The 23,039-nt window shown below is 67.9% G+C and carries 22 protein-coding genes; 10 read left to right on the top strand and 12 right to left on the bottom strand.

Going from position 1 to position 23,039, the window contains the following annotated elements:
- Positions 1 to 49 precede the first annotated feature (49 nt).
- Both fni and V8J38_RS08040 read right to left on the bottom strand, forming a co-directional pair.
- Complete coding sequence (gene fni, locus V8J38_RS08045; protein ID WP_422388339.1) at positions 50 to 1,063, bottom strand: type 2 isopentenyl-diphosphate Delta-isomerase; 1,014 nt, start codon at positions 1,061 to 1,063, stop codon at positions 50 to 52.
- 35 nt (positions 1,064 to 1,098) lie between these two features.
- Positions 1,099 to 2,913 (bottom strand): PPC domain-containing protein, encoded by a 1,815-nt coding sequence (locus tag V8J38_RS08040; RefSeq protein ID WP_338578570.1) that lies wholly within the window; start codon positions 2,911 to 2,913, stop codon positions 1,099 to 1,101.
- 93 nt (positions 2,914 to 3,006) lie between these two features.
- Between V8J38_RS08040 and folD the strand changes: the two genes are divergently transcribed.
- The 5 genes from folD to V8J38_RS08015 all read left to right on the top strand — a co-directional run bounded on the left by folD (position 3,007) and on the right by V8J38_RS08015 (position 7,096).
- Positions 3,007 to 3,930, top strand: a complete 924-nt coding sequence (gene folD / locus V8J38_RS08035) for a bifunctional methylenetetrahydrofolate dehydrogenase/methenyltetrahydrofolate cyclohydrolase FolD (protein ID WP_338578569.1) — start codon at positions 3,007 to 3,009, stop codon at positions 3,928 to 3,930.
- Between the two features lie 96 nt (positions 3,931 to 4,026).
- Complete coding sequence (locus tag V8J38_RS08030) at positions 4,027 to 4,725, top strand: LemA family protein (RefSeq protein WP_338578568.1); 699 nt, start codon at positions 4,027 to 4,029, stop codon at positions 4,723 to 4,725.
- A 7-nt stretch (positions 4,726 to 4,732) separates the two neighbouring features.
- Positions 4,733 to 5,587, top strand: coding sequence for a TPM domain-containing protein (locus V8J38_RS08025; protein WP_338578567.1), 855 nt, complete (start codon positions 4,733 to 4,735; stop codon positions 5,585 to 5,587).
- Positions 5,587 to 6,270 carry a TPM domain-containing protein gene (locus V8J38_RS08020; RefSeq protein WP_338578566.1) on the top strand — a complete coding sequence of 228 codons (684 nt, stop codon included), beginning with the start codon at positions 5,587 to 5,589 and terminating at the stop codon, positions 6,268 to 6,270. The genes V8J38_RS08025 and V8J38_RS08020 overlap by 1 nt, the downstream gene beginning before the upstream one ends.
- A gap of 70 nt (positions 6,271 to 6,340) precedes the next feature.
- On the top strand, positions 6,341 to 7,096 hold the full coding sequence (locus tag V8J38_RS08015; protein ID WP_338578565.1) for an endonuclease/exonuclease/phosphatase family protein: 756 nt from the start codon (positions 6,341 to 6,343) through the stop codon (positions 7,094 to 7,096).
- Here V8J38_RS08015 and V8J38_RS08010 read toward each other — a convergent pair.
- Positions 7,081 to 8,559 (bottom strand): phospholipase D-like domain-containing protein, encoded by a 1,479-nt coding sequence (locus V8J38_RS08010; protein WP_338578564.1) that lies wholly within the window; start codon positions 8,557 to 8,559, stop codon positions 7,081 to 7,083. The genes V8J38_RS08015 and V8J38_RS08010 overlap by 16 nt on opposite strands.
- Positions 8,560 to 8,593: 34 nt before the next feature.
- On the opposite strand from V8J38_RS08010, the gene V8J38_RS08005 reads away from it, so the two are divergent.
- The 3 genes from V8J38_RS08005 to V8J38_RS07995 all read left to right on the top strand — a co-directional run bounded on the left by V8J38_RS08005 (position 8,594) and on the right by V8J38_RS07995 (position 12,336).
- Positions 8,594 to 8,905 (top strand): hypothetical protein, encoded by a 312-nt coding sequence (locus tag V8J38_RS08005; RefSeq protein WP_338578563.1) that lies wholly within the window; start codon positions 8,594 to 8,596, stop codon positions 8,903 to 8,905.
- Positions 8,906 to 9,047: 142 nt separating this feature from the next.
- Positions 9,048 to 11,615 carry a tipN gene (locus V8J38_RS08000; RefSeq protein ID WP_338578562.1) on the top strand — a complete coding sequence of 856 codons (2,568 nt, stop codon included), beginning with the start codon at positions 9,048 to 9,050 and terminating at the stop codon, positions 11,613 to 11,615.
- 118 nt (positions 11,616 to 11,733) lie between these two features.
- The gene (locus V8J38_RS07995) at positions 11,734 to 12,336 is read left to right on the top strand and encodes a hypothetical protein (protein ID WP_338578561.1); all 603 of its coding nucleotides are present in this window, start codon (positions 11,734 to 11,736) and stop codon (positions 12,334 to 12,336) included.
- Here V8J38_RS07995 and V8J38_RS07990 read toward each other — a convergent pair.
- The gene (locus tag V8J38_RS07990) at positions 12,322 to 13,491 is read right to left on the bottom strand and encodes an MFS transporter (RefSeq protein WP_338578560.1); all 1,170 of its coding nucleotides are present in this window, start codon (positions 13,489 to 13,491) and stop codon (positions 12,322 to 12,324) included. The genes V8J38_RS07995 and V8J38_RS07990 overlap by 15 nt on opposite strands.
- 48 nt (positions 13,492 to 13,539) lie before the next feature.
- Here V8J38_RS07990 and V8J38_RS07985 point away from each other — a divergent pair, with 48 nt between their 5' ends.
- Entirely contained in the window at positions 13,540 to 13,908 is a 369-nt protein-coding gene (locus V8J38_RS07985) for a DUF423 domain-containing protein (RefSeq protein WP_338578559.1), read from the top strand.
- A 28-nt stretch (positions 13,909 to 13,936) separates the two neighbouring features.
- A complete protein-coding gene (pip, locus tag V8J38_RS07980; protein WP_338578558.1) occupies positions 13,937 to 14,899 on the top strand; it encodes a prolyl aminopeptidase in 963 nt (320 codons plus the stop codon).
- Between the two features lie 10 nt (positions 14,900 to 14,909).
- On the opposite strand, the gene V8J38_RS07975 is transcribed toward pip, so the two are convergent.
- From V8J38_RS07975 to V8J38_RS07940, 8 genes are all read right to left on the bottom strand, one after another.
- Complete coding sequence (locus V8J38_RS07975) at positions 14,910 to 15,386, bottom strand: DUF6173 family protein (RefSeq protein WP_338578557.1); 477 nt, start codon at positions 15,384 to 15,386, stop codon at positions 14,910 to 14,912.
- A 28-nt stretch (positions 15,387 to 15,414) separates the two neighbouring features.
- Positions 15,415 to 16,572 carry a rod shape-determining protein RodA gene (gene rodA, locus V8J38_RS07970; RefSeq protein ID WP_291774782.1) on the bottom strand — a complete coding sequence of 386 codons (1,158 nt, stop codon included), beginning with the start codon at positions 16,570 to 16,572 and terminating at the stop codon, positions 15,415 to 15,417.
- Positions 16,569 to 18,563: a penicillin-binding protein 2 gene (gene mrdA, locus V8J38_RS07965; protein ID WP_312220117.1), complete on the bottom strand. Its 1,995-nt coding sequence runs from the start codon at positions 18,561 to 18,563 to the stop codon at positions 16,569 to 16,571. Before mrdA ends, rodA begins: the two co-directional genes overlap by 4 nt.
- A complete protein-coding gene (locus V8J38_RS07960; RefSeq protein ID WP_409450071.1) occupies positions 18,560 to 19,054 on the bottom strand; it encodes a hypothetical protein in 495 nt (164 codons plus the stop codon). Before V8J38_RS07960 ends, mrdA begins: the two co-directional genes overlap by 4 nt.
- 20 nt (positions 19,055 to 19,074) lie before the next feature.
- Entirely contained in the window at positions 19,075 to 20,151 is a 1,077-nt protein-coding gene (gene mreC / locus V8J38_RS07955) for a rod shape-determining protein MreC (protein WP_291774773.1), read from the bottom strand.
- A gap of 118 nt (positions 20,152 to 20,269) precedes the next feature.
- Positions 20,270 to 21,310: a rod shape-determining protein gene (locus V8J38_RS07950; protein ID WP_291774770.1), complete on the bottom strand. Its 1,041-nt coding sequence runs from the start codon at positions 21,308 to 21,310 to the stop codon at positions 20,270 to 20,272.
- A gap of 254 nt (positions 21,311 to 21,564) precedes the next feature.
- Positions 21,565 to 22,182 (bottom strand): glutathione S-transferase family protein, encoded by a 618-nt coding sequence (locus tag V8J38_RS07945; RefSeq protein ID WP_291774767.1) that lies wholly within the window; start codon positions 22,180 to 22,182, stop codon positions 21,565 to 21,567.
- Positions 22,183 to 22,195: 13 nt separating this feature from the next.
- Complete coding sequence (locus V8J38_RS07940; protein ID WP_291774764.1) at positions 22,196 to 22,918, bottom strand: TVP38/TMEM64 family protein; 723 nt, start codon at positions 22,916 to 22,918, stop codon at positions 22,196 to 22,198.
- Positions 22,919 to 23,039: the final 121 nt, after the last annotated feature.

The raw sequence follows: 23,039 nt of genomic DNA, 5'->3' as shown, positions 1-23,039 counted from the left end.
GGAATCTCCTTGGGTGCGACGCAAAAACGTGCGGGCGGAAATGCCCGACTTATTTGACAGGAAGCAATGGAACTCGTTTCAACGCCGCTAAATTTGAAGCGTTTACGCAGAAACACACGGTGCGCAGTTGCCGAATGGTCAACTGGAAGCGCTCGATGACGGCCTCGGTCGAGACGGTGGCGGCCTGAATGACGCCCGAGGCCATGCCGACCACGTCCGCGCCCAACCGGATCGCCTTGGCCGCGTCGACGCCGTCGCGCACGCCTCCAGATCCGATCAGCAAGGCGTCCGGCAAGGCGTTGCGCGTCTCAGCCAGAGCGCGCGCGGTCGGTATGCCCCAATCGGCGAAGGCCAGGGCGTGCGCCTTGTCCGCCCCATCGGTCGCGCGCTCGCCTTCGATCAGGCCCCAGTTGGCGCCTCCGGCTCCGGCCACATCGACGCCCGCCGCACCCATGGCGATCAGACGCTGGGCCGTAACGGCGGAAATCCCGGCGCCCGTCTCCTTGACGATGACAGGCGCGTCCAGACCGCGGATCAGGGCCTGAAGCGCCGCGCCCACGCCCCACCAGTCGCGGTCCCCCTCCGGCTGACAGGCCTCCTGAAGCGGGTTCAGGTGAACGACCAGGGCGTCAGCGCCGATCATGTCCAACGCGCGACGCGCCTCATCCCGGCCGAATCCGCGCGTCAGCTGGGCCGCGCCGATATTGGCCAGGATCGGCGTGTCCGGCGCCTTCAGCCTCAGTGAGAAGTCCAGACCGCCTGCGGCCCCGCCTTCCAGCGCCGCCCTCTGCGACCCGACCGCCAGGGCGATGCCCAGATGCTGTGCCGCCTCGGCAAGACGGGCGTTGATCGCCTCGGCCCGCGCAGGGCCGCCGGTCATGGCGCTCATCAGGAAAGGCGCCTTCAGCCGCCGCCCCAGGAAGTCGACGCCCAGGTCGATTCGAGCATGATCCAGGTCCGGCAGGGCCTCGTGCACGAAGCGCCAATCGTCGAACCCGGCCGACAGCGCATGACGACCGCCGCCGGCCAGCACCACGTCAAGGTGTTGGTCCTTCCGGCCCAGGATCAGGGCCGAAGCAGCGTCGTCGCCGGTTTCGCTCAGGGCTGCCGCTCCGTGATCAGGACATAGTCGCCGGTCGAGTTGGCGCCGAAGCTACGGGCCCGCAGGACATAGGTCCCGTCGCGCGGCGCGGTCCAGTTCAGGCGGGCGTGGGTGTCGGACAGGCTGTCGTCGTCCTCCTCCAGCTTGAAGTAGTCGCCGTCCTTCTCTTCGCCGACCTCGATCACCGCGTCGAAGCTGCTGGCGATCAGGGTGAAGCGCAGCTTTTCATCCGCCTTGGCTTTGAAATGATAGGCGTCGTAGTAGATTCCGTCGTCCGTGATGCTGGCCCGCTCGGTCAGCCGGCCTCGCACGGTGGAGCCGATCAGCAGGCTGCCCGGCGAAGGCTCGCCGCCCAGATCCTGAAGCTCCAGCGCATAGAGCCCCTTGGCGTCGCGCGACCACGAACGTGCGCGCAGAACATAGTCGCCGGTCTCGGGCAGGGTGAAGATCAGGCGCGCGTCCGTTCCCTGGCCCAGACCGTCGTCGTCACTGGCGATCTCGCTGAAGTCCTCTTCGCCCTGCCCGAGCTGCAGATAGGCGTCGAAATCGCCGGACCGCATGACGGCCTGGACGCGCTGCCCCTCGGTCCCGCTGAAGATGAAGGCGTCATACAGGCGGCCGTCGTCGTCGGTGGCGTCGCTGCTGGTCAGTTCGCCCTCGACCGTCTGGCCGAAAGCAATGGCCGACGGCGGCGGCGGCGGCGCGATCTCTTCTATGTTCAGCGTATAGGGGCCCTCGCCGCTGGAGAAGGCGCGCGCCTCGATCAGATAATCGCCATCCTCGGTCAGGGTATGCGTCAGGCGGGAGTTCAGGTCGCCCGCACTGTCGTCATCGGTCGCCAGACTGTTGTGGTTGGCGTCGAACAACTCGAGGTAGGTGTCGAAACCATCGGCCTTCATGGTGATGCCCACCCGCTGGCCGGCGCGCCCGCTGAAGCGATAGAGGTCCGCCGGCGCCCCGGAATCGCTGGTTGCGCTGTCTGGCGTCAGGCGTCCGCGCGTCTCCTCGCCGACCGTCACCGACGTGGCGGTCGGCGCAGGCGGTCCCTGCTCCAGCGCCAGCCGATAATCGCCCTGGGCCGAGCTGTTATAGGACGTGGCGCGGATCAGATATTCCCCGGCCTGCGGCGCGGTGAACACCAGACGGGCGTTGAGGCTGGAGCCGCCGTCGTCGTTCTCGGCCATCTGGACAAAGGCGCCGTTGACGATGCGTCCGACGCGCAGGAAGGCGTCGAAATCGTCGGATTCCAGGTCGATCTTGACCCGTTCGCCCGCCGACGCGCGAAAGGCGTAGGCGTCATAACGGGCGCCGTCGTCATCCTCGGCGCTGTTCGATCCCAGGCTGCCCGTCGCGTCTCGGCCGACCGCGATCCGTCCGGGACGCGGCAGACGCGGCGCGGCCCGTTCCTTCAACGACAACTGATAGTCGCCGGTCTCGATGCCCGAGAAGGTGCGAGCACGGACGATATACGCCCCCGCCTCCGGTGCGGTGAACCGCAGACGCGCGTTCAGCGCCCCTGCGCTGTCGTCGTCGCTGGCCAGCGAGTCCCGCAAGGAGCCCTCGGCGTAAATTTCCAGATAGGCGTCGAAATCGTCCGCCGTCATCTCGGCCTCGAGCCGCTGTCCGGCGCGCAGGTTCACGCGATAGTCGTCGTAGCGATAGCCGTCGCTTCCACGGGTGCGAGCGTCTCCCTCTTCCAGCCGCCCCCGGATGTCGTCGCCCAGCCGGGCGTCAGACGCCGTCTGGGCCCAGGCTGCGCCGGTGGACAGGATGGCGACGGCGCTGGCCGCCGCGAACAGGGAATAACGCATAAAAACCTCTTTGCTGGCGTCATCATAGACGCCGAACCGCAGCGCCTGTAAATCGCGGCCACGCTTTCCAGTTCCCGGCAGATGGAGCCAAATATGGCTGTCGAACCCGCCCGCGCCTCGCTGATCGACGGCAAGGCCTTCTCACAGACCCTGGTGGAGCGCGTCGCCGCCGCCGCCGCCCGGCTGGAATCCGCTCATGGCGTCAAGCCCGGCCTGGCTGTCGTCATCGTCGGCGAGGACCCCGCCAGCCAGCTCTATGTCCGCAACAAGGGCGAGACGACGCTGAAGGCCGGGATGCGGTCCGACACCCACCGCCTGCCCGCCGAAACGACCCAGGACGAATTGCTGGCCCTGATCGCCCAGTTGAACGCCGATGCGGGCATCCACGGCGTGCTGGTGCAGTTGCCCCTGCCCAAGCACATCGATTCGGCTGCTGTTCTGGACGCCATTTCGCCGGACAAGGATGTGGACGGCTTCCATGTCGTCAACGCCGGGCGCCTGGCCGTCGGCCTGCCGGGCATGATCCCCTGCACTCCCCTGGGCAGCCTGATGCTGCTGAAGGATCAGTTGGGCGACCTGTCAGGCCTGAACGCCGTCATCGTCGGCCGCTCCAACATCGTCGGCAAGCCGATGGCGCAACTGCTGCTGGGCGAAAGCTGCACAGTCACCATCGCCCACTCGCGCACCCGCGACCTGCCGGCCCTGTGCCGCACCGCCGATATTCTGGTCGCCGCCGTCGGCCGCCCGGAAATGATCAAGGGCGACTGGATCAAGCCCGGCGCCACCGTCATCGACGTGGGCATCAACCGCGTCCCCTCGCGCGATCCGGTCAAGGCCGCCGAAGGCAAGACCCGCGTGGTCGGCGACGTGGACTTCAACGAAGCGGTCGAGGTCGCGGGCCGCATCACCCCCGTTCCCGGCGGCGTCGGCCCCATGACCATCGCCTGCCTGCTGGCCAACACCTACACCGCCGCCTGCCGCGCGGCGGGCGTGGAGCCGGAAGACCTGAACGGCTGAGACCTGCGTCAAAAATCCAGCCTTGAAGCGGAGCCTTTCGGCCCCGATAGTCTTTAGCGATCAGCGGTCCCGACGACCGCCCGCAGGAGCTTCTTCATGGCTGGATTCTCGCCTCGCATCGCGGCCGTCGCCGCTGTCGTCGTCCTGGCCCCCGCCGTGGGCGCCTGCGGCTACAACACCATTCCGACCAAGCAGGAACGCGCCGAGGCCGCCTGGGCCGACGTTCAGAGCCAGTATCAACGCCGCGCCGACCTGGTGCCGAACCTGGTCGCCACCGTTCAGGGCGCGGCCATTCAGGAGCGCACCACCCTGACCCAGGTGATCGAGGCGCGCGCCAAGGCCACCAGCGTCAACATCGACGCCTCGAACCTCGATGACGCCGCCGCCTTCCAGCAATACCAGCAGGCGCAAGGCGAGCTTTCCAGCGCCCTGTCGCGGCTGCTGGTGACGGTCGAAGCCTATCCTCAGCTCCAGGCCAACCAGAACTTCCTGACCCTGCAGTCGCAGTTGGAAGGGACCGAGAACCGCATCGCCGTGGCGCGTCGCGACTACAATGAAGCCGTGCGCGACTACAACACCACCCTGCGCACCTTCCCGAGCGTGATCTGGGCCAAGACGCTGCACGGCGGCTCCAAGCCCATGCAGTTGTTCACCGCCACGGCTGAGGCCCAGTCGGCGCCGACCGTGAACTTCGACCTCGGCGTCCAACCCGGCGGCGGCGCGCCTGCGACGGCGCCCGGCGCCGCGCCCGGTTCGACGCCGCCTGCGGCTGCGCCCGCCCCGGCGGCGCAGTAAGCCTGAAATGAACTCTTCCGCCCTCGCCCTGAGGGAAGGCGCGGCGCGGGGCCTCCTCCCCGCGCTGATGCTGGGCCTCATCCTGTGGCTGGCCGCCCTGCCCGGCGCCGGCCTGGCCGCCGAAATCCGTTTTCCGGCGCTGACCGGCCGCGTGGTCGATGACGCCCAGCTGCTGACGCCCGAACAGGAGCAGGCCCTGACCGGCAAGCTGGCGACGCTGGAGCAGCAGACCGGCGATCAGTTGGTCGTCGTCACCCTGCCCTCGCTTCAGGATCAGGAGATCGAGGACTTCGGCTATCAGCTGGGACGTCACTGGGGCATCGGTCAAAAGGAAAACGACGGCGGCGCCCTGCTGATCGTCGCGCCGAACGAGCGAAAGGTGCGGATCGAGGTCGGCTATGGGCTGGAGGGCGTGCTGACCGACGCCTATTCGTCCCTGATCATCCGCAACGACATCCTGCCGCCCTTCCGTCAGGGCGACTACGCGACCGGGATCATCGCCGGGACGGACGCCATCATCACCCAGCTGACCGCCGATCCGGCGGAGGCCCAGGCGCGGGCGGAAGAGGCCAAAAGCGCGGCGTCCCGGACGACCAAGCCGGTCCTGCCCGCCATCGTCATCCTGGCGGTCTTCGCCTTCATCTTCTTCGGCATGATCGGCGCCGCCGCAGGCGGTCGGAAACGACGCGGTCGCGGCGACGGCCTGTCGCCCATCCTGATCTGGGCCGCCAGCGAAGCCCTGCGCCACCGCGACGACGATGATCGCGGCGGCTGGGGCGGCGGCGGAGGCTGGGGCGGCGGCGGTGGTTTCGGCGGAGGCGGCGGCGGCTTCGGCGGCGGCGGCGCCTCGGGGGGATGGTGATGCAATTCACGAACGACGACCACGCCCGCGTGGCCCACGCCATCGCTCAGGCCGAGGCGAACACCTCCGGCGAGATCTTCTGCGTCGTGGCGCGCCAGGTGTCCTCCTATCGCGACGTCAGCCTGGGCTGGGCGGCGGCGGCGGCCCTGTTGCTGCCGCTGGGGCTGATCCCGTTCGGCTTCAACGGCGACTGGCTGACTTTCGGCGGCGGGTGGGAGATCGCCCACGCGCCCGCCGCCTCGGCCGAGATCGGGCGCGCGCTGGCGGCTTATGGGCTGGTGCAGGCCGGGGTTTTCCTGGCCGTGTTCCTGCTGTCTCTGATCCCGGTCGTGCGACGGCTGCTGACGCCTGCCGCCTTGCGTCGCACGCGGGTCCGCCGCGCCGCCATGCAGCAGTTCCTGGCCCACGGTCTGCACGTCACCGAAGCGCGCACCGGCGTCCTCATCTTCGCCGCCCTGGCCGATCATCAGGTCGAGGTGGTGGCCGATGAGGGCATCCATTCCTGCGTCAGTCCAGAGGTCTGGGCCGACGCGGTCGCCGCTCTCACCGGGGCCCTGCGTCGCGACCGACCGGTCGAAGGCTTCGAGAAGGCCGTCGCCCTGTGCGGTCAGGTGCTGGCGGAACGCTTTCCGCCCAAGCCCGCTGATGAAAATGAGATCCCCGACAAGCTGGTTGTCATCTAGTCCGGTTATCAGGGCCTCGCGACCGCCGCATTGAGGCGCGACAGTCGCTGCGATCGCGGGCAAGGAATTCATGCCGAGACTTCTGACCTACAACGTTCATCGCTGCGTCGGCGTCGATCGCAGACTGGATGTGCAGCGGATCGCCGACGTCATCGCCGAGCATGAACCCGACGTGGTCTGCCTGCAGGAGCTGGACGTCGGCCGCGCGCGCACCGGCTGGGTCGACCAGGCCGACGCCATCGCCCAACGCCTGGCGATGAGCGTGCAATTCCACCCCGCCATGAAGGTCGAGGCCGAGCTTTACGGCGACGCCATACTGACCCACCGTCCCGAACGACTGGTGCGCGCGGCCTCGCTGCCGACCCTGCCCGGCATCAAGGGGTTGGAGCCGCGCGGCGCCCTGTGGTCAGCCGTCGATTTCGACGGGGTGATCGTCAACATCATGAACACCCATCTGGGCCTGGTCCCGCGGGAGCAGCGGCTTCAGGCCGCCGCATTGATCGGCGATGAATGGCTGGGCGATCCCATGTGTCAGGGACCGACCATCCTGACCGGCGACTTCAACGCCACCTCGATCACCCGCCCCTATCAGGCTCTGACCCGGCGGCTGGACGACGCTCAGCGACGTCTGGGCCTGAAGCCCTCGATCAAGACCTTCCCGTCCAGCTTCCCGGCGATCCGCATCGACCACTGCTTCGTCAGCCGCGAGATTCGCGTGATCAGCGCCAGCGCGGCGTCATCGCCCCTGGCGCGAGCGGCGTCTGATCACCTGCCGCTCATCATCGATTTCGAAATCGATCAGCCCAGGAATCAGCCCGGGGCCTGACCGCCCTCGGACCTGGGCCGGGTGCGGTGCGAACGGTTGAGGCGCTTCCACGGCCGCCAGGCGTCGGTGGAGGAAACCGGATCGCCGAACTGCCACTCGGCGAACATCCGCTCCACCCGCGTCGGCTCGGCGGCGCCCAGCGGCTTCATCCGACCCTGTCCAAAGGTCTGGATCGCCTGACCGACCGACCCCATTAGCGTCTCGGCTTCGGCGAAGGCTTCGCCCGACACCCCGATAAAGTGACCCAGGGATCGACGACGAAAACGCCGGATCACGTCGCGCTGTTCATCCGTTTCCGCCTCGACCGAGACGTCGCATTCCGTGTCCAGCCCCATCGAGCGGTTGTTCAGATTGCTGGACCCGATCCGCAGCAGTTTGTCGTCGATGATCGTCATCTTGGCGTGGACGATGATCCGCTCGCTCTCGTCCGTCACCGGATAGAAGGCGGTGAAGCGGTCGTGGCGGTCCGCCTGCTCCAGCCGATACAGGACCTCGGCACGCGCCGTATCCATGGTCAGGCCGTCGAACCAACTGGGGCTGCGCCCGGTCGACACCAACACCACCTCCGGCCCAACCGGCTCAGCCAGCCGTTCAGCCAGCGCCGCCGCCAGCAGGGGCGAGGTGAAATACTGGTTCTCCATATAGATCAGCGAACGCGCCCGCCGGATCGCCTCGAGATGCAGGGCCTCGTTCTCACGCACCTCGGGACGGCCGCGCACCTTGGGCTCGGTGCGCGATACGCCGATCTGCACCTGCGTCATCGAGGGCGACACGCCGTCTGGCCAGGAATCCCCGCATCTGGCCGTAACCGGGGAGAGCACCTCGCCCGTCCCCCTTCTCCACCGCTCGCGCGCCAGATCGCCAAGAGCCTGGGCGGCCGGCCCGTCCATTACGCACATGACCTCATGCCGGGGCGCGGGGATGACGCCGGTCGGCTCGCACCGGCGCGGATCGCCCGAGAAATGCTCGTCAGTGTCCCAGCGGTCGGTCGAGATATCGCCGCCGCCGCAAAAGGCGATCTGATTGTCGATCACCACCACCTTCTGATGGTGGCAGGCGCCCAGGATGCCAGGGCCGTCCAGTCGGAACTCGACGATGCGACGCCGGAACCAGCGCTGCGCCTTGTGCGGATAGAAGCCCTGCGAGGCTGCGATCAGCAACGGCGAACGCCAGATCAGCAGCCGAACGTCCAGCTCCGGCTTGTGGCGGACAAGGGCCTTCAGCTGATGGCCGATCTCGGCCCGACGATCGGTCAGCGGCCCTTCGGGATCCAGGCGCGTGCGCGGGTCGAACTGCCAGCCCAGAATCAGAATGGAGCGTTCGGCCTTGTGCAACGCCGACGCCAGGGCGTCGAAGTAGGCCTTGTTCTCCATCAGGGGGGCGAACCGATGCGCCGTCGCGGACCGCCACACTCCGGTGGCCGTCTCCAGCAGGCTGCCCTCATAGAACTGGTCTGCTCCCATACCCCCTGCAATGGCTGATTCGCGTGACGACCCAATGGGCGTCCTGATCTCATCAGACGTCAGCGCGGCTGGATCGTTCCATTTTCGCATCAGTCGGATCAATGGCGACGCTTCATCTGTTCGCCGCATTGTCGCCCGAAGATGTTTCTGGCATAGTCCAATTATGCAAGCTCTGATTGAGATGCTGGCCGGTTTGATCGCCCTGCTCGCCGCAGCGGCGTTGTCGCAATTCGGCGTCGACATGAATGCTCCGCGCAAGTCGGATCGTGAAATCCAACGGGTGCAGGATTGCGGCGACGCCAAGCCTGCGGCCGTGGTCCACGTGACCGCTCCGCCGTCCTGCTGATCCACAGATCACGCTGATCCCTGTCGGCTAAGGGCGATCTAATCCGCGCTCGAGCCTTTTCGCCTTACGATCCAGCCGTTAGGGTCCGTGCCCTGCGCCCCTTCGCCGCCTTCCTGGCGATCAGTGATCGAGACCGACGCCCATGAAATCCCGCCATCGGCCGCCGCTCAACCTGACCGAATCCGAACCTGTCTCGGAGACCGAGCCCCTGCCCGCGTCGGACACGGCTGAAGCCGCCGAGGCGGCGCCGGCAAAGCCCGATCCGACCCTTGAGCCCCAGCCCGAGGCGCCTCCGCGCCCCATGTCGGAACGCCAGCGTCGGCGTCTAGCCGAGCAACAGGCCCTGGCCGAGCAACGCGCCGCCGAGGCCGAGAAGGCTGCGCGCGCCCTATCGCCCCTGGCCGAATCCGCCGACGCGCCGCCTGCCACGATAGCGCCCGCCGCCCCTCCCGCCCGAACGTCCGCCAAGCGACGCAAGGGCAAGGCCTCGAACGGTGCGGCCAACGCCTATCTGATCGCCGGCCTGGCTTCAGCCCTGTGGGTCGGCGGTCTGGCGTCGTGGTTCGCCTATGAGCTGGGCTCGGGGATGATGGAGCTCGATCCCCTGCGCCTGGCGGTCTACGCCCTGATCCTGCTGGCGCCGGTCGGCTTATCCATCCTGCTGGCCCACGCCGTTCGCCAGGGCGCGGGGCTGGCGCAGGAGACCAAACGCGCGCGGGAGATGGCCGACGCCTTGGTGGGGCCGACCGCCCTGGCCGCCAATCAGGCGGGTCAGGTGCTGAACACCCTGCGTGAGGATATCGACCGCGCCGCACAGTCGGCCGAGCGGGCTCGCGACGACCTGGCCTCCCTGCGCGAGGCCCTGGTCAAGGAATCCAACCTCTTGAACGAGGCGGCGGAGCTGGCGGGCGGCACGGCCCGTCGATTGGCCGAACAGCTGTCGCATGAACGCGAGCAGATGGGGGTTCTGGGCGGCAAGCTGGAAGGCCAGGCCTCGGCCGTGGTCGAGACGGTCGAGCGCCAGTCGCGCATGGTGGCCGACGCTTCCGACCTGGCCCAGACCCAGTTGCGCGAGGCCGAGGCCGCCCTGGCCGCCCGCGCCGCCGATCTGGCCGCTGCGGCCAACGAGGCCCAGGAAGCCGCCCGTTCCGCCTCCGACGATCTGGCGCGCCAGACCCTCCGTCTGGAAACGGCCGGCTCCGGAGTCGCAGAACAGATTCAGTCGGTCGAAGAAGGCCTGGGCCAGCAGCGCGCCGCCTTGGTCACGGCCGCCTACGCTCTGCGCACGGACCAGGAGGACTTCTCCGCCCAGATCGAGAGCCAGCGCGCCCAGCTTCTGGACCACCTGTCCCAGACCCGCACCGCCGCCGACGATCTGAACCAGCGGGGCGACGACGCCGCCGCCGCCATCAAGGCGCAGGTCGAGGCCGTGATCGACCAGTTCAAGGCCCTGGTGGAGATGTCGCAGCGCGAGGCTGACGGCTTCGACCACGCCACCAAGCTGTCGCTGGATCGCTTCGAGAGTCTGGCCGCCGAATCCCGCGACCTGCTGGTCGAGGAGACGCGGCGTTCGCTGGAGGCGCTTCAGGCCACGGCCGAAGAGCAGCGCGCCGCGGCGCAGGCCGCGATCGAACAGGCTCAGATCCGCGCCGACCGCCTGGGCGAATCCCTGTTCGACGCCGCCCAGAAGGCCGACGAGGCGGCCGAGGCCCGCATCGACGGCGCCCGCCGCATCGTCGCTCAGACCGCCGACATGGTCGATCTGACCGGACAGAAGCTGGTCGACAGCCTCCAGGCGACCCTAGCTCAGGTCACCGACGCCCTGACGTCCGTCGAACAGGCGGTCGCCGAGATGGATCAGCGCGCCGCCCGCCTGCCCGACGAAGCGCGCGCCCGTGTCGAATCCGTGCGCCTCAGCGTTGAGGAAGGCCTGAGCGCCCTGACCGCCGCCTCGCGCAAGGCGGCCCAGGATACAGAGGCCCTGGACGCCGGCTTCCAGGATCGCGTGCGGCGCAATTATGAGATGCTGACCGAGGCCGTGCGTCTGATGGGCGCCGTGTCCGGCGAGGGCGGCGCCCGTCGTCGCCCGACGACGCCCGCAGCGCGCGAGGCCGCCCCGCCCCCCGCCTCCAGCCTGCGCGGCCGCCTGCGCCCCGAGCATCCGGCCGAATCGGAAATCGAACCGATTCCTGCGGCCCCTGCCGTGCCGCCTGAAACGGCTCCAGCCGACCCCGCGCGCATCGGCGACGCCCTCAGCTGGCGCGATCTGGTCCAGCCGGAACAGGCGCCCGCCGCCCCGTCCGAGCCCAGCCCGCCGCTGGAGCTGAACGCCGCCATCGGCACGCCCGAAGAGATCGACGCCTTGGCGGCGCGCGTGACCTCGGCCATCCGTCGCATGGGGGTCGATCCCAACGCCCTGCTGCCGCGCCCCCGCGTGGAGGAAGCCGCCCAGGCCTTCTCCAGCCACGATCCGGCGCGCGCCCGTCAGATCGTCCGCCGCGTCGCGCCGGCCGCCGTCCGCAGCGTCTCGCGCCGTATTCTGGGCGACGACGCCCTGCGCGCCGACGCCGAGGCCTACGTCCGCGCCTTCGCCCAGGGGCTGAAGATTCAGGCAGAGCGCGGCAGCACCGACGACGTCCAGATGCGGCTGGCCACCGACGAGGGCCGCGCCTTCATGCTTCTGGACGCCGCCGTAGGCGACCTGAGCTGACCGTTTCGCCTTTTCATCTCGCCATCGCGGCGCCGGTCAGGCTTGACCTGACGCCGCATTTCAAAGCACCGTTCCGGCTGCGGCGCGCCATCGTGGCGCTAGAGGGGGTCTATTTCCTTTGACGGGTCTGGATTCCAACGGTCGTCCTGATCGGCGCCCCGCCATTTCCATCTGCGCCTGGTCGCCGTCGTATCGGGCCTGGGATCCTGTCGAGGATCTGTCCGGCGAGCCCTGGAACCCGCCTGGCGCCCGCACCTTGGCCACCCCCGGCGACGCCTCGGCCGAGACCTTGGCGGACACTCTGACGAACCTGCTGTCGGGGGGCGAATGCTCGGCCCTGCTCCTGGTCGGCCGCACGGTCCACGCCGGACCGGTGCGGATTCAGATGCGCGCGGAAAACCGCCGCCTGGGCGAGCCCGGTCGCCTGGGCAGCACCAACCCCAGCATTGCGCGTGTGACGGCGCCGGTCGCCGACATGCTTCGCGACCTTACGGCGGCGGGCGTTTCGGCCATCGCCGCCTCCGACGCCGAGGATGATGCGGGGAGCTACATTCTCTATCGCGTCCTGGCGGATCTTCCGGACAATCTGGAATCGCCGTCCATCGGCCTGCTGCGGATTCCCGACGGGACCAGCGAAACCATCGTCCGGACAGCGGTGAAGACAGCGGCCTCGGCCATGGCGCGGCGGCTGGCGCCCCTGCCCCGCTCAGTCGTGGCCTGACGCGGCTTCCTGCGCGCGAACCCACAGCCCGACCAGGGCGCCGATCAGCGCCAATCCGGCCATGGCCAGATAGGCCTTCAGCCCAACGACGTCGTACAGCGGCCCGCTGGCCAAGGTGGCCAGACCGATCAGCACCCCGGCCGACAGCGCCGAACTCAGCGTCTGGGCGGCGGTATGGCTGTCCGGCGGACACAGGCGTTCGACGATCTGCACCCCGGCCAGATAGGTCGCGGCGAAGGTCAGGGCGTGCAGCATCTGCAACGGGACGAGCATCCACAGCGGCGGGGCGAACGCCATCAGGCCCCAGCGCAGGATCGCCGCGCCCGCGCCGATGAACAACATGGTCCATGGACCGATCCCGATGCGGCGACGCCATGGCTCGATCCACCACATGAAACCGATCTCGACCACGACCGAGAAGCCCCACAACAGGCCCGTCACGCTCTCGGCCAGCCCCTGCGCGCGCCAGGCGATGGCCGAGAAGCCGTAATAGAAGGCGTGCGTCGCCTGCACCGCGCCGACGGAGAAGATGGCCGCCATGAACACCGGACGGCGCAACAACCGTCCCAGCCCCTGAAAGCGCTCCAACCGCGAAGCTGGACCGCCCTCGGCCACCGGCTCTGCCGGAAGCACGCGCCAGGCGGTGACCGCGATCAGCGCCGCGGCGGTCACCGCCCAGAGAATGACGGCGTCGGACGAGACCTGCGTCAGCAGGGCGCCCATGGTCAGATTGGCGACGACGAAGGCCGCCGAACCGCAGCCGCGCGGCAGGGAGAAGGCGAACCCCTCGCGCCCCGCAACGCGCAGGGTCATCACATCGCTGAGCGGGATCAAGGCCGCCGCCGCCGTCGCCCCGACCAACCAGAACAGGGCCCATGGAATGAAGCCCTCGACCAGTCCCGCCCCGCCATAGCCGACGGCCATGACCAGGCCCAGCAAGGCGATCGGGGTCCGGCGCAGGATGAAACCATCAGCCCAGACCGCCAGCAGCGGACCGGTCAGGGCTCGCGCCAGCATGGGAATCGCCAGCAGAGCCCCGATCTGGGCGCCGCTCAGCCCCTGATCGCGGAACCACAGGCCGGCGAACGGCAGGGTCACGCCGCTGGCGCCGAACAGCAGGATATATTGCAGCGCCATGCGCGATGCGGCTTTCATCGGCGCGCGATAGCAGACTTCGCCGATTTTGTGGTCTAGACATTAGGCATGAGCCCTGACCGCAAACTGCTCGCCTTCGCCGGTTTCAACGGCGCCATGGCCGTAGCCTTGGGCGCCTTCGCGGCCCACGGCGCCGCTCCCGCCGTCAAGACCCTACTGACCACGGGCGGCCATTATCAGATGGTGCACGCCGCCCTCGCCGTCGCCCTGGCCTTGTTCGGATCAAGCCGCCGCCTGCGTCTGGCGGGCTGGCTGGCGAGCGCCGGCGGACTGGTTTTCTGTGTGGCCCTGGCCATGATCGGCCTGTTGAGCCTGCCCGTCATGGGCGCCGTGGCCCCCGTCGGCGGCGCCATGATGATCGCCAGCTGGCTCCTGATCTTCTTCGCCGCCTTCCAGTCCAATCTCGCCAAGACCTGAGACCATCCTTTTCAAAGAGGCATCCCACGTGATCAACACCGAGCGCCGCGACCTCTATCCGGAAATCGAAGCCTACGCCTCGGGCTGGATGTCCACCGACAGCGTCCATGAGATCTATTACGAGGAAAGCGGCAATCCCCACGGCGTGCCGGTCATCGTCCTGCACGGCGGCCCCGGCGGGGCGGTCAACCCGGGCATGCGCCGCTACTTCGACCCAGCCAGATACCGCATCGTCATGTTCGACCAGCGCGGCTGCGGCCTGTCGCGACCCAACGCCTCGCTGGAAGACAACACGACCTGGGACCTCGTCGCCGATATAGAGCGCCTGCGCGAGTTGCTCGGCATCGACAAATGGGTGGTCTTCGGCGGTTCCTGGGGTTCGACCCTGTCGATGACCTACGCGATCAAACACCCCGATCGCTGTCTGGCCCTGGTCCTGCGCGGCATCTTCCTGCTGACGAAGAAGGAGTTGCACTGGTTCTATCAGGACGGCGCCTCGATGATCTTCCCCGACGCCTGGGAACGCTTCCTGGCTCCGATCCCTGAATCCGAGCGCGGCGACCTAATGGCCGCCTATTACAAGCGCCTGACCGGCGACGACGTGGAGGAACGCAACCGCTGCGCCGTGGCCTGGGCGACCTGGGAAGGCGAGACCGTCAGCATCCAGGGCCCGTCGGGCAAGCCGGACAAGTTCGCCGACCCCGAGTTCGCCGTCGCCTTCGCCCGGATCGAGAACTGGTACTTCACCAACGGCGGCTTCTTCGACAGCGAGCACTGGATCCTCGAGAACATCGAGACCATCCGCGACATCCCCTGCTGGATCGCCCAAGGCCGCTTTGACGTGGTGACGCCGATCTCTGGCGCCTGGTCCCTGCACCGCGCCTGGCCCGAAGCCAAGCTTGAGATCATCGGCGACGCCGGCCACGCCTCTTCCGAGCCCAGCATCATCGACAGCCTGGTCCGCGCCACCGACTGGGCTGCGACGCTTTAAGTCGTGGCGGCTATTTCGGATTGGTCTTCTGAACCATCTCGCTGAGTTGGAAGCCGATGCGGCGCGCCTCGCGTTCCTCCGGCTTCTTTACAGCGCTGAGCACCACATTGATCTGGCTGTAGTGCTGGATCAGTCGGACCGGCTTGCCGTCGGCGTTGCGGCCGAAGAACATGATCAGGTCCGGCCCCCAGAAGCCGACGTCCATGATCTGCATCGTGCCGTCGCCCGGCAGGCCGACCACGCGCGCGCCGATCTCCTCATCCTTGTCGAGGTTGGCTTCGAACTCCTCGATCAGCTTGGACAGGCGGACGAAGGCCCATTCCGCCGGGTTGTCGCGCATCCGCACGCCCTCGGCCTGCACCGCCGCCTCATTCCTGGGGTCGGCCATGACGGGCTGAGGACAGGGCGTGTCGCCGCAGTCCGAGAACATGGACGGATCGGCCTTGGGGATATCGGCGGCTTCGGCGGCGGGCGTCTGAACGGTCATGGCGACAGCCTAACGCCCGCGCGGGTGATTAGAACAGCCCCTGCCCCTTCGGCAGTTCGACATAGCGATGCACCCGCGTCGACAGGACCAGGCCGAAGCCGACCATCACCGTCATCATCGACGAGCCGCCGTAGGACAGCATCGGCATGGGCACGCCGACGACCGGCGCCAGCCCCATCACCATGGCGCCGTTGATCAGGACGAACAGGGCGACGAAGGCCGTCATTCCCGCCGCGCTCAGACGGCCGAAGTGGCTGTGCGACAGCGCCGCGATCCGCAGCGAGATCAGGATCAGCGCGACATAGCAGGCCAGAACGGTGAAGGAGCCGAGAAAACCGAACTCCTCAGACACGGTCGAGAAGATGAAGTCGGTGTGGCGCTCGGGCAGGAATTCCAGCTGGCTCTGACTACCCAGGCCGTAGCCCTTGCCCATCAGGCCGCCTGAGCCCAGGGCGATCTTGGACTGGATGATGTTGTAGCCCGTGCCCGACGGGTCGGCTTCCGGGTTCAGGAAGGTCAGCACGCGATTGCGCTGATAGTCGTGCATTCCGAACATGACGAAGGGCGGAATGACCGCCACGGCGGCAGCCACGCCCGCGGCGATGACGCGCCAACTCAACCCCGCCATGAACATCATCACCGCGCCGGTCAGGCCGATGATCATGGCCGAGCCCAGATCCGGCTGCTTGGCGACAAGGATGAAGGGGACGCCGACAAGCCCTGCTGGAATCAGCAGCTTCCACGACCAGCGGGCGTCCTGGGCCGAATGGCTGTGATACCAACGCGCCAGGGCCAGTACGAGGCCGATCTTCACGAACTCGGCGGGCTGAATGCGGATGAAGCCGAGGTGCAGCCAGTTCTTGGCCCCGCCGGCCGTGTAGCCCAACGGCGTGAACTCAACCAGCATGACCATGAACAGCAGCACGCCGTACAACGGATAGGCCGCATGGAACCACCACTTCGGATGAATCATGGCCATGCCGATCATGGCCGCCAGCAGGACGCCGAAGCGGATCAGATGCTTGACCGCCCACGGCTGCCAGTGACCGCCCGCGATGGAATACAGCATGGCCGTGCCGATCCCGGCCAGGATGCACAACAGGCCGATGATGCGCCAATCCAGCTCGGCGAACTTGCTGGACAAGCGGTCGCGCTCGCCGGGACGGGTCAGGGCGGATGCGGTCATTGTCCGGGCTCCGTCAGGGGCGGCGGGACGGCGGCGCCGACATCCGCGCTGTCGATCGGCTCGCCCCGGGCCTCGGCCTCACGGACGCCAGCATCCTCCTGGGCCTCGAAGCCGGCCGATTCAATGCGGGCGCGGATTTCGGGGTCCTTGAGCAGGGCGACCTTCATCACCTCGCGCGCGCGCGGCGCCCCGGCCGTACCGCCGCCCAGGCCGCCGTGCTGGACGATGACCGAGACCGCGTAGCGAGGATTGTCAGTCGGCGCATAGGCGACGAACAGGTTGTGGTCCTTCTGGTCCCAGGGGCGCCCGGCCCCCTTGCGCGACCCGGAGCCGTAGTTCCGCGCTTGAGCGGTGCCGGTCTTGCCCGCCATCTTGACCGTGCCCAGCCCCAACTGGCTGTTTCGGAAGCCCGTCCCCCCGGCGGCAGTCACCGCCTCCATCCCGTCGCGCAGGACCTGCAGCATCTGGGGATCGTAAGGCAAGTCGGCGAAGGCGCTGCCGCCCTGCTCCACTCCGCCGACAGACTTGATGAGACGCGGCGACACCGCCTTGGCGCCGTTGGCGATCCGCGCCGTGTAGACCGCCAACTGCAAGGCGTTCACGGTCAGGGCTCCCTGTCCGATGCCATAGCTGGGGTTTTCGCCCGGATACCATTTGCCGTCGCCGCGCACCGGATTCTTCCGGCGCCATTCCCGGTCGGGGACCAACCCCGCCTTCTGTCCGGGAATGCCGATATCGAAGGTCTGGCCGAAGCCCATGTCGCGCGCGGTCTCGGCGATGGCGTCCGGCCCCATCTCGCTCGCCAGGGTCATGAAGTAGACGTTGCAAGACGCCTTGATGGCGCCGCGCAAATCCAGCGCCCCATGCCGTCCCAGGCAGGCGAACCGCCGGCCCAGATAGAAGCTGCCGTTGCAGACGATGCGGCGGCTGGGGTCCAGGCCCCGCTTCATCGCCGCCAGGCCGACGATCGGCTTGAAGGTCGAGCCCGGCGCGAAGGTGCCGCTCAGAGCCTTGTCCAACAGAGGACGACGCTCATAATCGGCCAGGGCGCGATAGATCTTGGACGGCACGCCCGAGACGAACAGGTTGGGGTCGAACGACGGCGACGACACCATGGCCAGGATGTCGCCGTTGCGGACGTCCATGACGACGATGCTGCCCGCCTCTTCGCCGAAGACCTCCAGCGCGCGTTGCTGGACGTCGTTGTCCAGCGTCAGAACGACCTCGGAGCCCTGCACCGCCGGGCGTGATCCGGCGATGTCCTCGGCCACGACGCGACCGCGCGCATTGACCTCGACCCGCTTGCCGCCCTCCACGCCGCGCAGATCAAGATCCAGAGATCTTTCAATGCCCTGACGGCCGATGCGGAAGCCGGGGTTGAACAGGATGGCGGGCGGTTGCTCGCCCTTGTCGCGGATGGCCTGCACGTCGCGGTCCGACACCTTGGCCACATAGCCGACCACATGGGCGTAGGCGCCGCCGTGCGGATAGTAGCGGGCCTCGTTCATGTCGGCCATGACGCCCGGCAGCTCCGCCGCGTGCAGGTTGACCTTGGAGAACTCTTCCCACGTCAGGTCGCTCTTGACCGGAACAGGCGAGAAACGCGGCGCGGCGTTCACCTCGCGAATGATGGTGCGGCGACGGTCCAGAGTGTCGGGCAGAAGCTGACCCAGAAGATCCAGCGTCTGGTCCAGATCCTTGGTTTCGTCGCGCACGACCAGGACGCGGAAACTGGGCCGGTTCCCGGCGATGACCACGCCGTTGCGGTCCTTGATCAGACCGCGCGGCGGCGGCACCTGGCGGAAGTTGAACTGGTTGCGCGTCGCCAGGGTGGCGAACTCTTCCGACTTGAAGAGCTGCAGATGCGCCAGGCGTCCGACCAGGGCCAGCCCGCCCACGACCGTCGCCCCGCCCAGCAGCATGGTGCGCCGCAGGAAGGAGCCCTGCCGCTCGTTCACATCGGAGAAGAAGATATGCGGTTCGCTGCTCATCGGAATCGCACGTCCGCGTCGTCGAAGCGCTCGATCAGCCAGTCAGCCAGGGGGAAGAGCAGCAGCGTCGGGATCATCTGCCCCATAACAGCCAGTAGATTGGGAGCATTCCCAAGGCTGCCGCGCGTCACGAAATAGGCGACCGCGAACGCCAGGCCCGTCGACGCGACATAAAGGGCGAACAGGACGATGGTCGCCTGACCGGCCAGATATTTGGACGCCAGCAGCATCGCGCCGTAGATCAGCAGCAGGCTGAGCGCCCACATCCCGACCTGACCGCCCCAGAAGAAATCCAGGAAGACGCCCAGGCCGAACAACACCGCCGGCGCCAGCATGGACGGACGGATCAACGGCCAGGCGAAGGCCAGAACCATAGGCCAGACCGGCTCTGGCAGGGTCAGGCCGAACAGGCGCAGCGGAATGGCGAACAGGATGGTGGCGGCGACGGCGATCAGCGCCGGGTAGCCGATCCACTGCATCGGACCGACCATCCGCACCGTGATCGTCCGTCTCACTCGCGGCCTCCGTCGGGCGCGGTCGGCGCCGGCGTCGTGGGTTGGGGCGGCGACGCGACCGGCGCAGGCGGCGGAGCGGCGTTGGCGGCGCGGACGCGTTCAGCCGCGGCGCGGGCGGCGGCGGCGCGGCGAACAGCCACGTCCTGGATCGCAGCCGCCTGCGCTGCATTCGGCGGCGGCGCCGTGTTCAGGCTGGCCAGGGGCGCGGCGTTGAGGGCGTTCTGGTCGGCCAGCTGGCCAAAGTCTTGGAACAGCAGCACCCGCACGTAGTCGATGGCCGTGCGGTCGCTGTAGAGCTTAACCCGCCAGGAGCCGTCGACCCCCTTCGCCACCACGCCGACCGGGAGGCCGCGCGGGAAGCCGCCGCCGTCGCCTGAAGTCAGGATGCGGTCGCCGTCCTGCACCGCCCCCTGGCCCCGCACATAGTCCAGGCGCGGGCTGCGGCTGCCGTCGCCGGTCAGCATGGCGCGGGCGTCCGTGCGCTCGACCATGACCGGAATGCGCGAGGCCACGTCGGTCAGCAACACCATGCGGCTGTGCACGCCGGAAACGCCCGAGATGCGGCCGACGACGCCGTGCTCGCTCAGCACCGGATTGCCTACACGCACGCCCTTGCCGGCGCCGACGTTCAGCAGGCGCGACCGGGCGAACGGGCCGCGCACGTCGGTGATGGCGCGGCCGGCCGTCATGGCGATGGGCGGCTCGGTCTGAAGGCCCAACAGTTGTTCGTAGCGGGCGTTCAGATTCTTCAGAGCCATGGCGTCGTCCCGCCAGGCGCTCATCTCCGCCAGTTCGCGACGCAGGCGACGGTTCTCCGACACGGCGAAGAAATAGCCTTTGACGTAATCGACGGCGTCGCCGGTCCAGCGCACCGGAGCGGCCAGGACGCCGCCCGTGGTTCCTGCGGCGGTGTCAAACGCGGCCTGCGCCGGCTGAAGGTCATCCGCGCCCGGCTGTGGTCGATCGGCGAGCAGAAGCATGATCGCAGCGACGATGCCGCCGACGACCATGACCGCGGCCGTCCAGGCCAGCGGCACCTTCAGATTCTCGAACGGTCCGTCGCGAAACGCCACGGCCAGCCTTCCTGCTAGAGCTTAGAAATCGGCGGACCGAGGCCCGCCGACGGTGCGGGCCTGTCGCTGAAACCGCCTCCTCTTCAGGATTGCGGCGCCGACGACAGGCCGATCAGCCTCAGAGCGACGACTCGAGCACGCCCTTCATCCACGACGGGTGCTCCAGCACCTTGCCGCAGCCGATGGCGACGCAGGACAGCGGGTCGTCCGCCACCTGCACCGGCAGGCCCGTGTGGTCGCGGATCTCGGCGTCCAGGCCGCGCAACAGGGCGCCGCCGCCCGTCAGCATGATGCCCTTGTCGGCGATGTCGGCGGCCAGTTCTGGCGGCGTGGCCTCCAGGGCGACCTTCACGGCCTCCACGATCTGCGAGACCGGCTCGGCCAGGGCTTCCGCCGCCTGACGTTCGCTCATCTTCACTTCACGGGGCACGCCCTGCATCAGGTCGCGGCCCTTGACCTCGATCGACAGGCCTTCGCCGTCGGCCGGGACGCGGGCGGTGCCGATGTCCTTCTTGATGCGCTCGGCGGTCGTCTCGCCGATCAGCAGGTTATGGTTGCGGCGCATATAGGCGATCAGGGCGTCGTCCATCATGTCGCCGCCGACGCGGACCGAACGCGAATAGACGATGCCGGACAGCGACAGCACGGCGACTTCGGTCGTGCCGCCGCCGATGTCGACCACCATCGAGCCGGTCGGCTCATGGATCGGCAGGCCAGCGCCGATGGCGGCGGCCATGGGCTCGTCGATCAGGCCGACGCGACGCGCCGAGGCGTTCAGGCAGGAATCGTTGATGGCGCGGCGTTCGACGGCCGTGGCGCCCGACGGGACGCAGACGATCATCTTCGGGTTCACGAAGCCCTTGCGGTTATGAACCTTGCGGATGAAGTGCTTGATCATCTCTTCGGCGACTTCGAAGTCGGCGATGACCCCGTCGCGCATCGGGCGGATGGCTTCCATGTGGCCGGGCGTGCGGCCCAGCATCTGCTTGGCTTCTAGGCCGACGGCGTGGACGATCTTGCGGCCGCCGACGTTGCGCAGGGCGACGACCGACGGCTCGTTCAGGACGATCCCCTTGCCGCGCATGTAGATCAGGGTGTTGGCCGTCCCCAGATCCATTGCGATGTCATTGGAAATCATGCCGAAGAGGGGTGAAAGCATGGGCGTCGGTTACCGCTTTAGTTCGGGCCTGCAAGGGCGTGAATTTCATTCGTCCGCTGTGGCGACGCCCTACCCCCGCTTCACGCTGACCGCAAAGCTGTCCTGACCGTCTTCGCCGAGCCGACTACAGGCCCGTTTGCCCTCATGCCGCAGGGATTGCAAGCGCCTATGACTTCTCGATCACAGGCTTGTCACGGCAAGGCTTGAAAGCCTTGCCGGTCAAGATTTCCAGCCCCGCTTGCGGGGCGTTCGGATCAGACGGCCGGAATACCCTCGGCATGGAGCACGCGCTGCACGGCCGGGCGCGACTGAACAAGGTCCAGATGAGCGTTGAGCTTCGGGAAGCGGGTCTTGTCCAACAGCCCCGCCTGGCGCGCCCAGCGCGTGAAAACCATTAGATAACCGTCCGCCATCGAATGATCTTCGCCCATGACCCAGGGACCGGCCAGCAGATGATTCTCGGCCAGGTCGTACTTCTCCAGCGCGACCTTGACGGCCTCGCCCTTGGCCTCGCCTTCGAGCGGTGGCTTGGAGAACAGCGCCTTGCCGATGGCCGGGTGCAGCGAGGACGCCAGCCAGCCGTTGAAAGCCTGCAGTCGTGCGAATTCGAACGGATTATCCAGGTCGGCCAGTTGAGCGTGCGGATGCGTCTGGGCGACATAGGCCAGGATGGCGGCGTTCTGGGTGATCACGCCCTCGGAGGTCTGGAGCGCCGGGGTCACGCCCGCCGGGTTGATCGCCAGATACTCCGGCGTCCGCTGCTGGCCGGCGCGCAGGTCGATCTTTTCGATCGCATAGTCCGCGCCCGCCTCTTCCAGGCCGATGTGCGAGGCGACAGCACAGGCGCCGGGGGAATAGTAGAGCTTCAGCATGGTCGTTCTCCGATCAATCGACTGACAGATTGCGTGCGGCCTCGCGGCGCTTCACCCACTCGCGCACCGCCAGCATCAATACAAGCCAAACGCCTGCGACGGCCGCCAGGATCACCGAGGTCCACACGCCGTCGCCGCTGACCGCCGCCATGAAGGAGCCTCCGAAGAAGGCCACCAGCGCCGTCTTGGGCAGCACCCCCAGGGCGCATCCCGCCAGATAGGCCGGGAATGAAGCGCGCACCGCCCCGAACGCCATGTTCACGACGATGAAGGGCGCCGAGGGCACGTTGCGGATGATGAAGCTGGCCGAAAAGGCGTTGCGGCCGACAAACCGGCGGATGCGCTCCACCGTCCCGCCGCCGTAGCGTTCCAGCGTGCGCGCGGTCGGTCCGCGCCCAAGCCAATAGGTCACGGCCGCCGAGGCGATAGTGGCGATCCAGCTATAAAGGAAGCCGAACCACGGGCCGAAAGCCACCACGCAGGCGGCGATCAGCAGGAACTGCGGCACGCCGATGAAAGCGGACAGGGTGAAGACCACGACCGCCGCGACCAGGCCCCACGGGCCGATGCGATAGCCCGCCAGCCAGTCTTCCAGCCGGTCCTCTGCGCCCAGCGCCAACTGGGTCTTGCCCAGGGCGAACAGAGCGATGATTCCCCCCAGCAACAGCAGGGTGACGGCCAGGGTTCGCCACCGTCTGGCCTCCATGTTCAGCAGGAAATCGACGACGCGCCGCATAAATTTCGCCCAAATCGCCTTTTGATCGTCCGCGACGCGCACAAACGTTGTGCGGCCCTGCGGGGTTGCGTATCAAGCCTTCGCCTCCCCGGCACTCTCCACATCCTCCAGACAGGATAGC

Source organism: Brevundimonas olei (assembly GCF_037055245.1).
Lineage (GTDB): Bacteria > Pseudomonadota > Alphaproteobacteria > Caulobacterales > Caulobacteraceae > Brevundimonas > Brevundimonas olei.
Note: the sequence above shows the minus strand (reverse complement) of the source record. Positions and strands in the feature narration are given on the sequence as shown.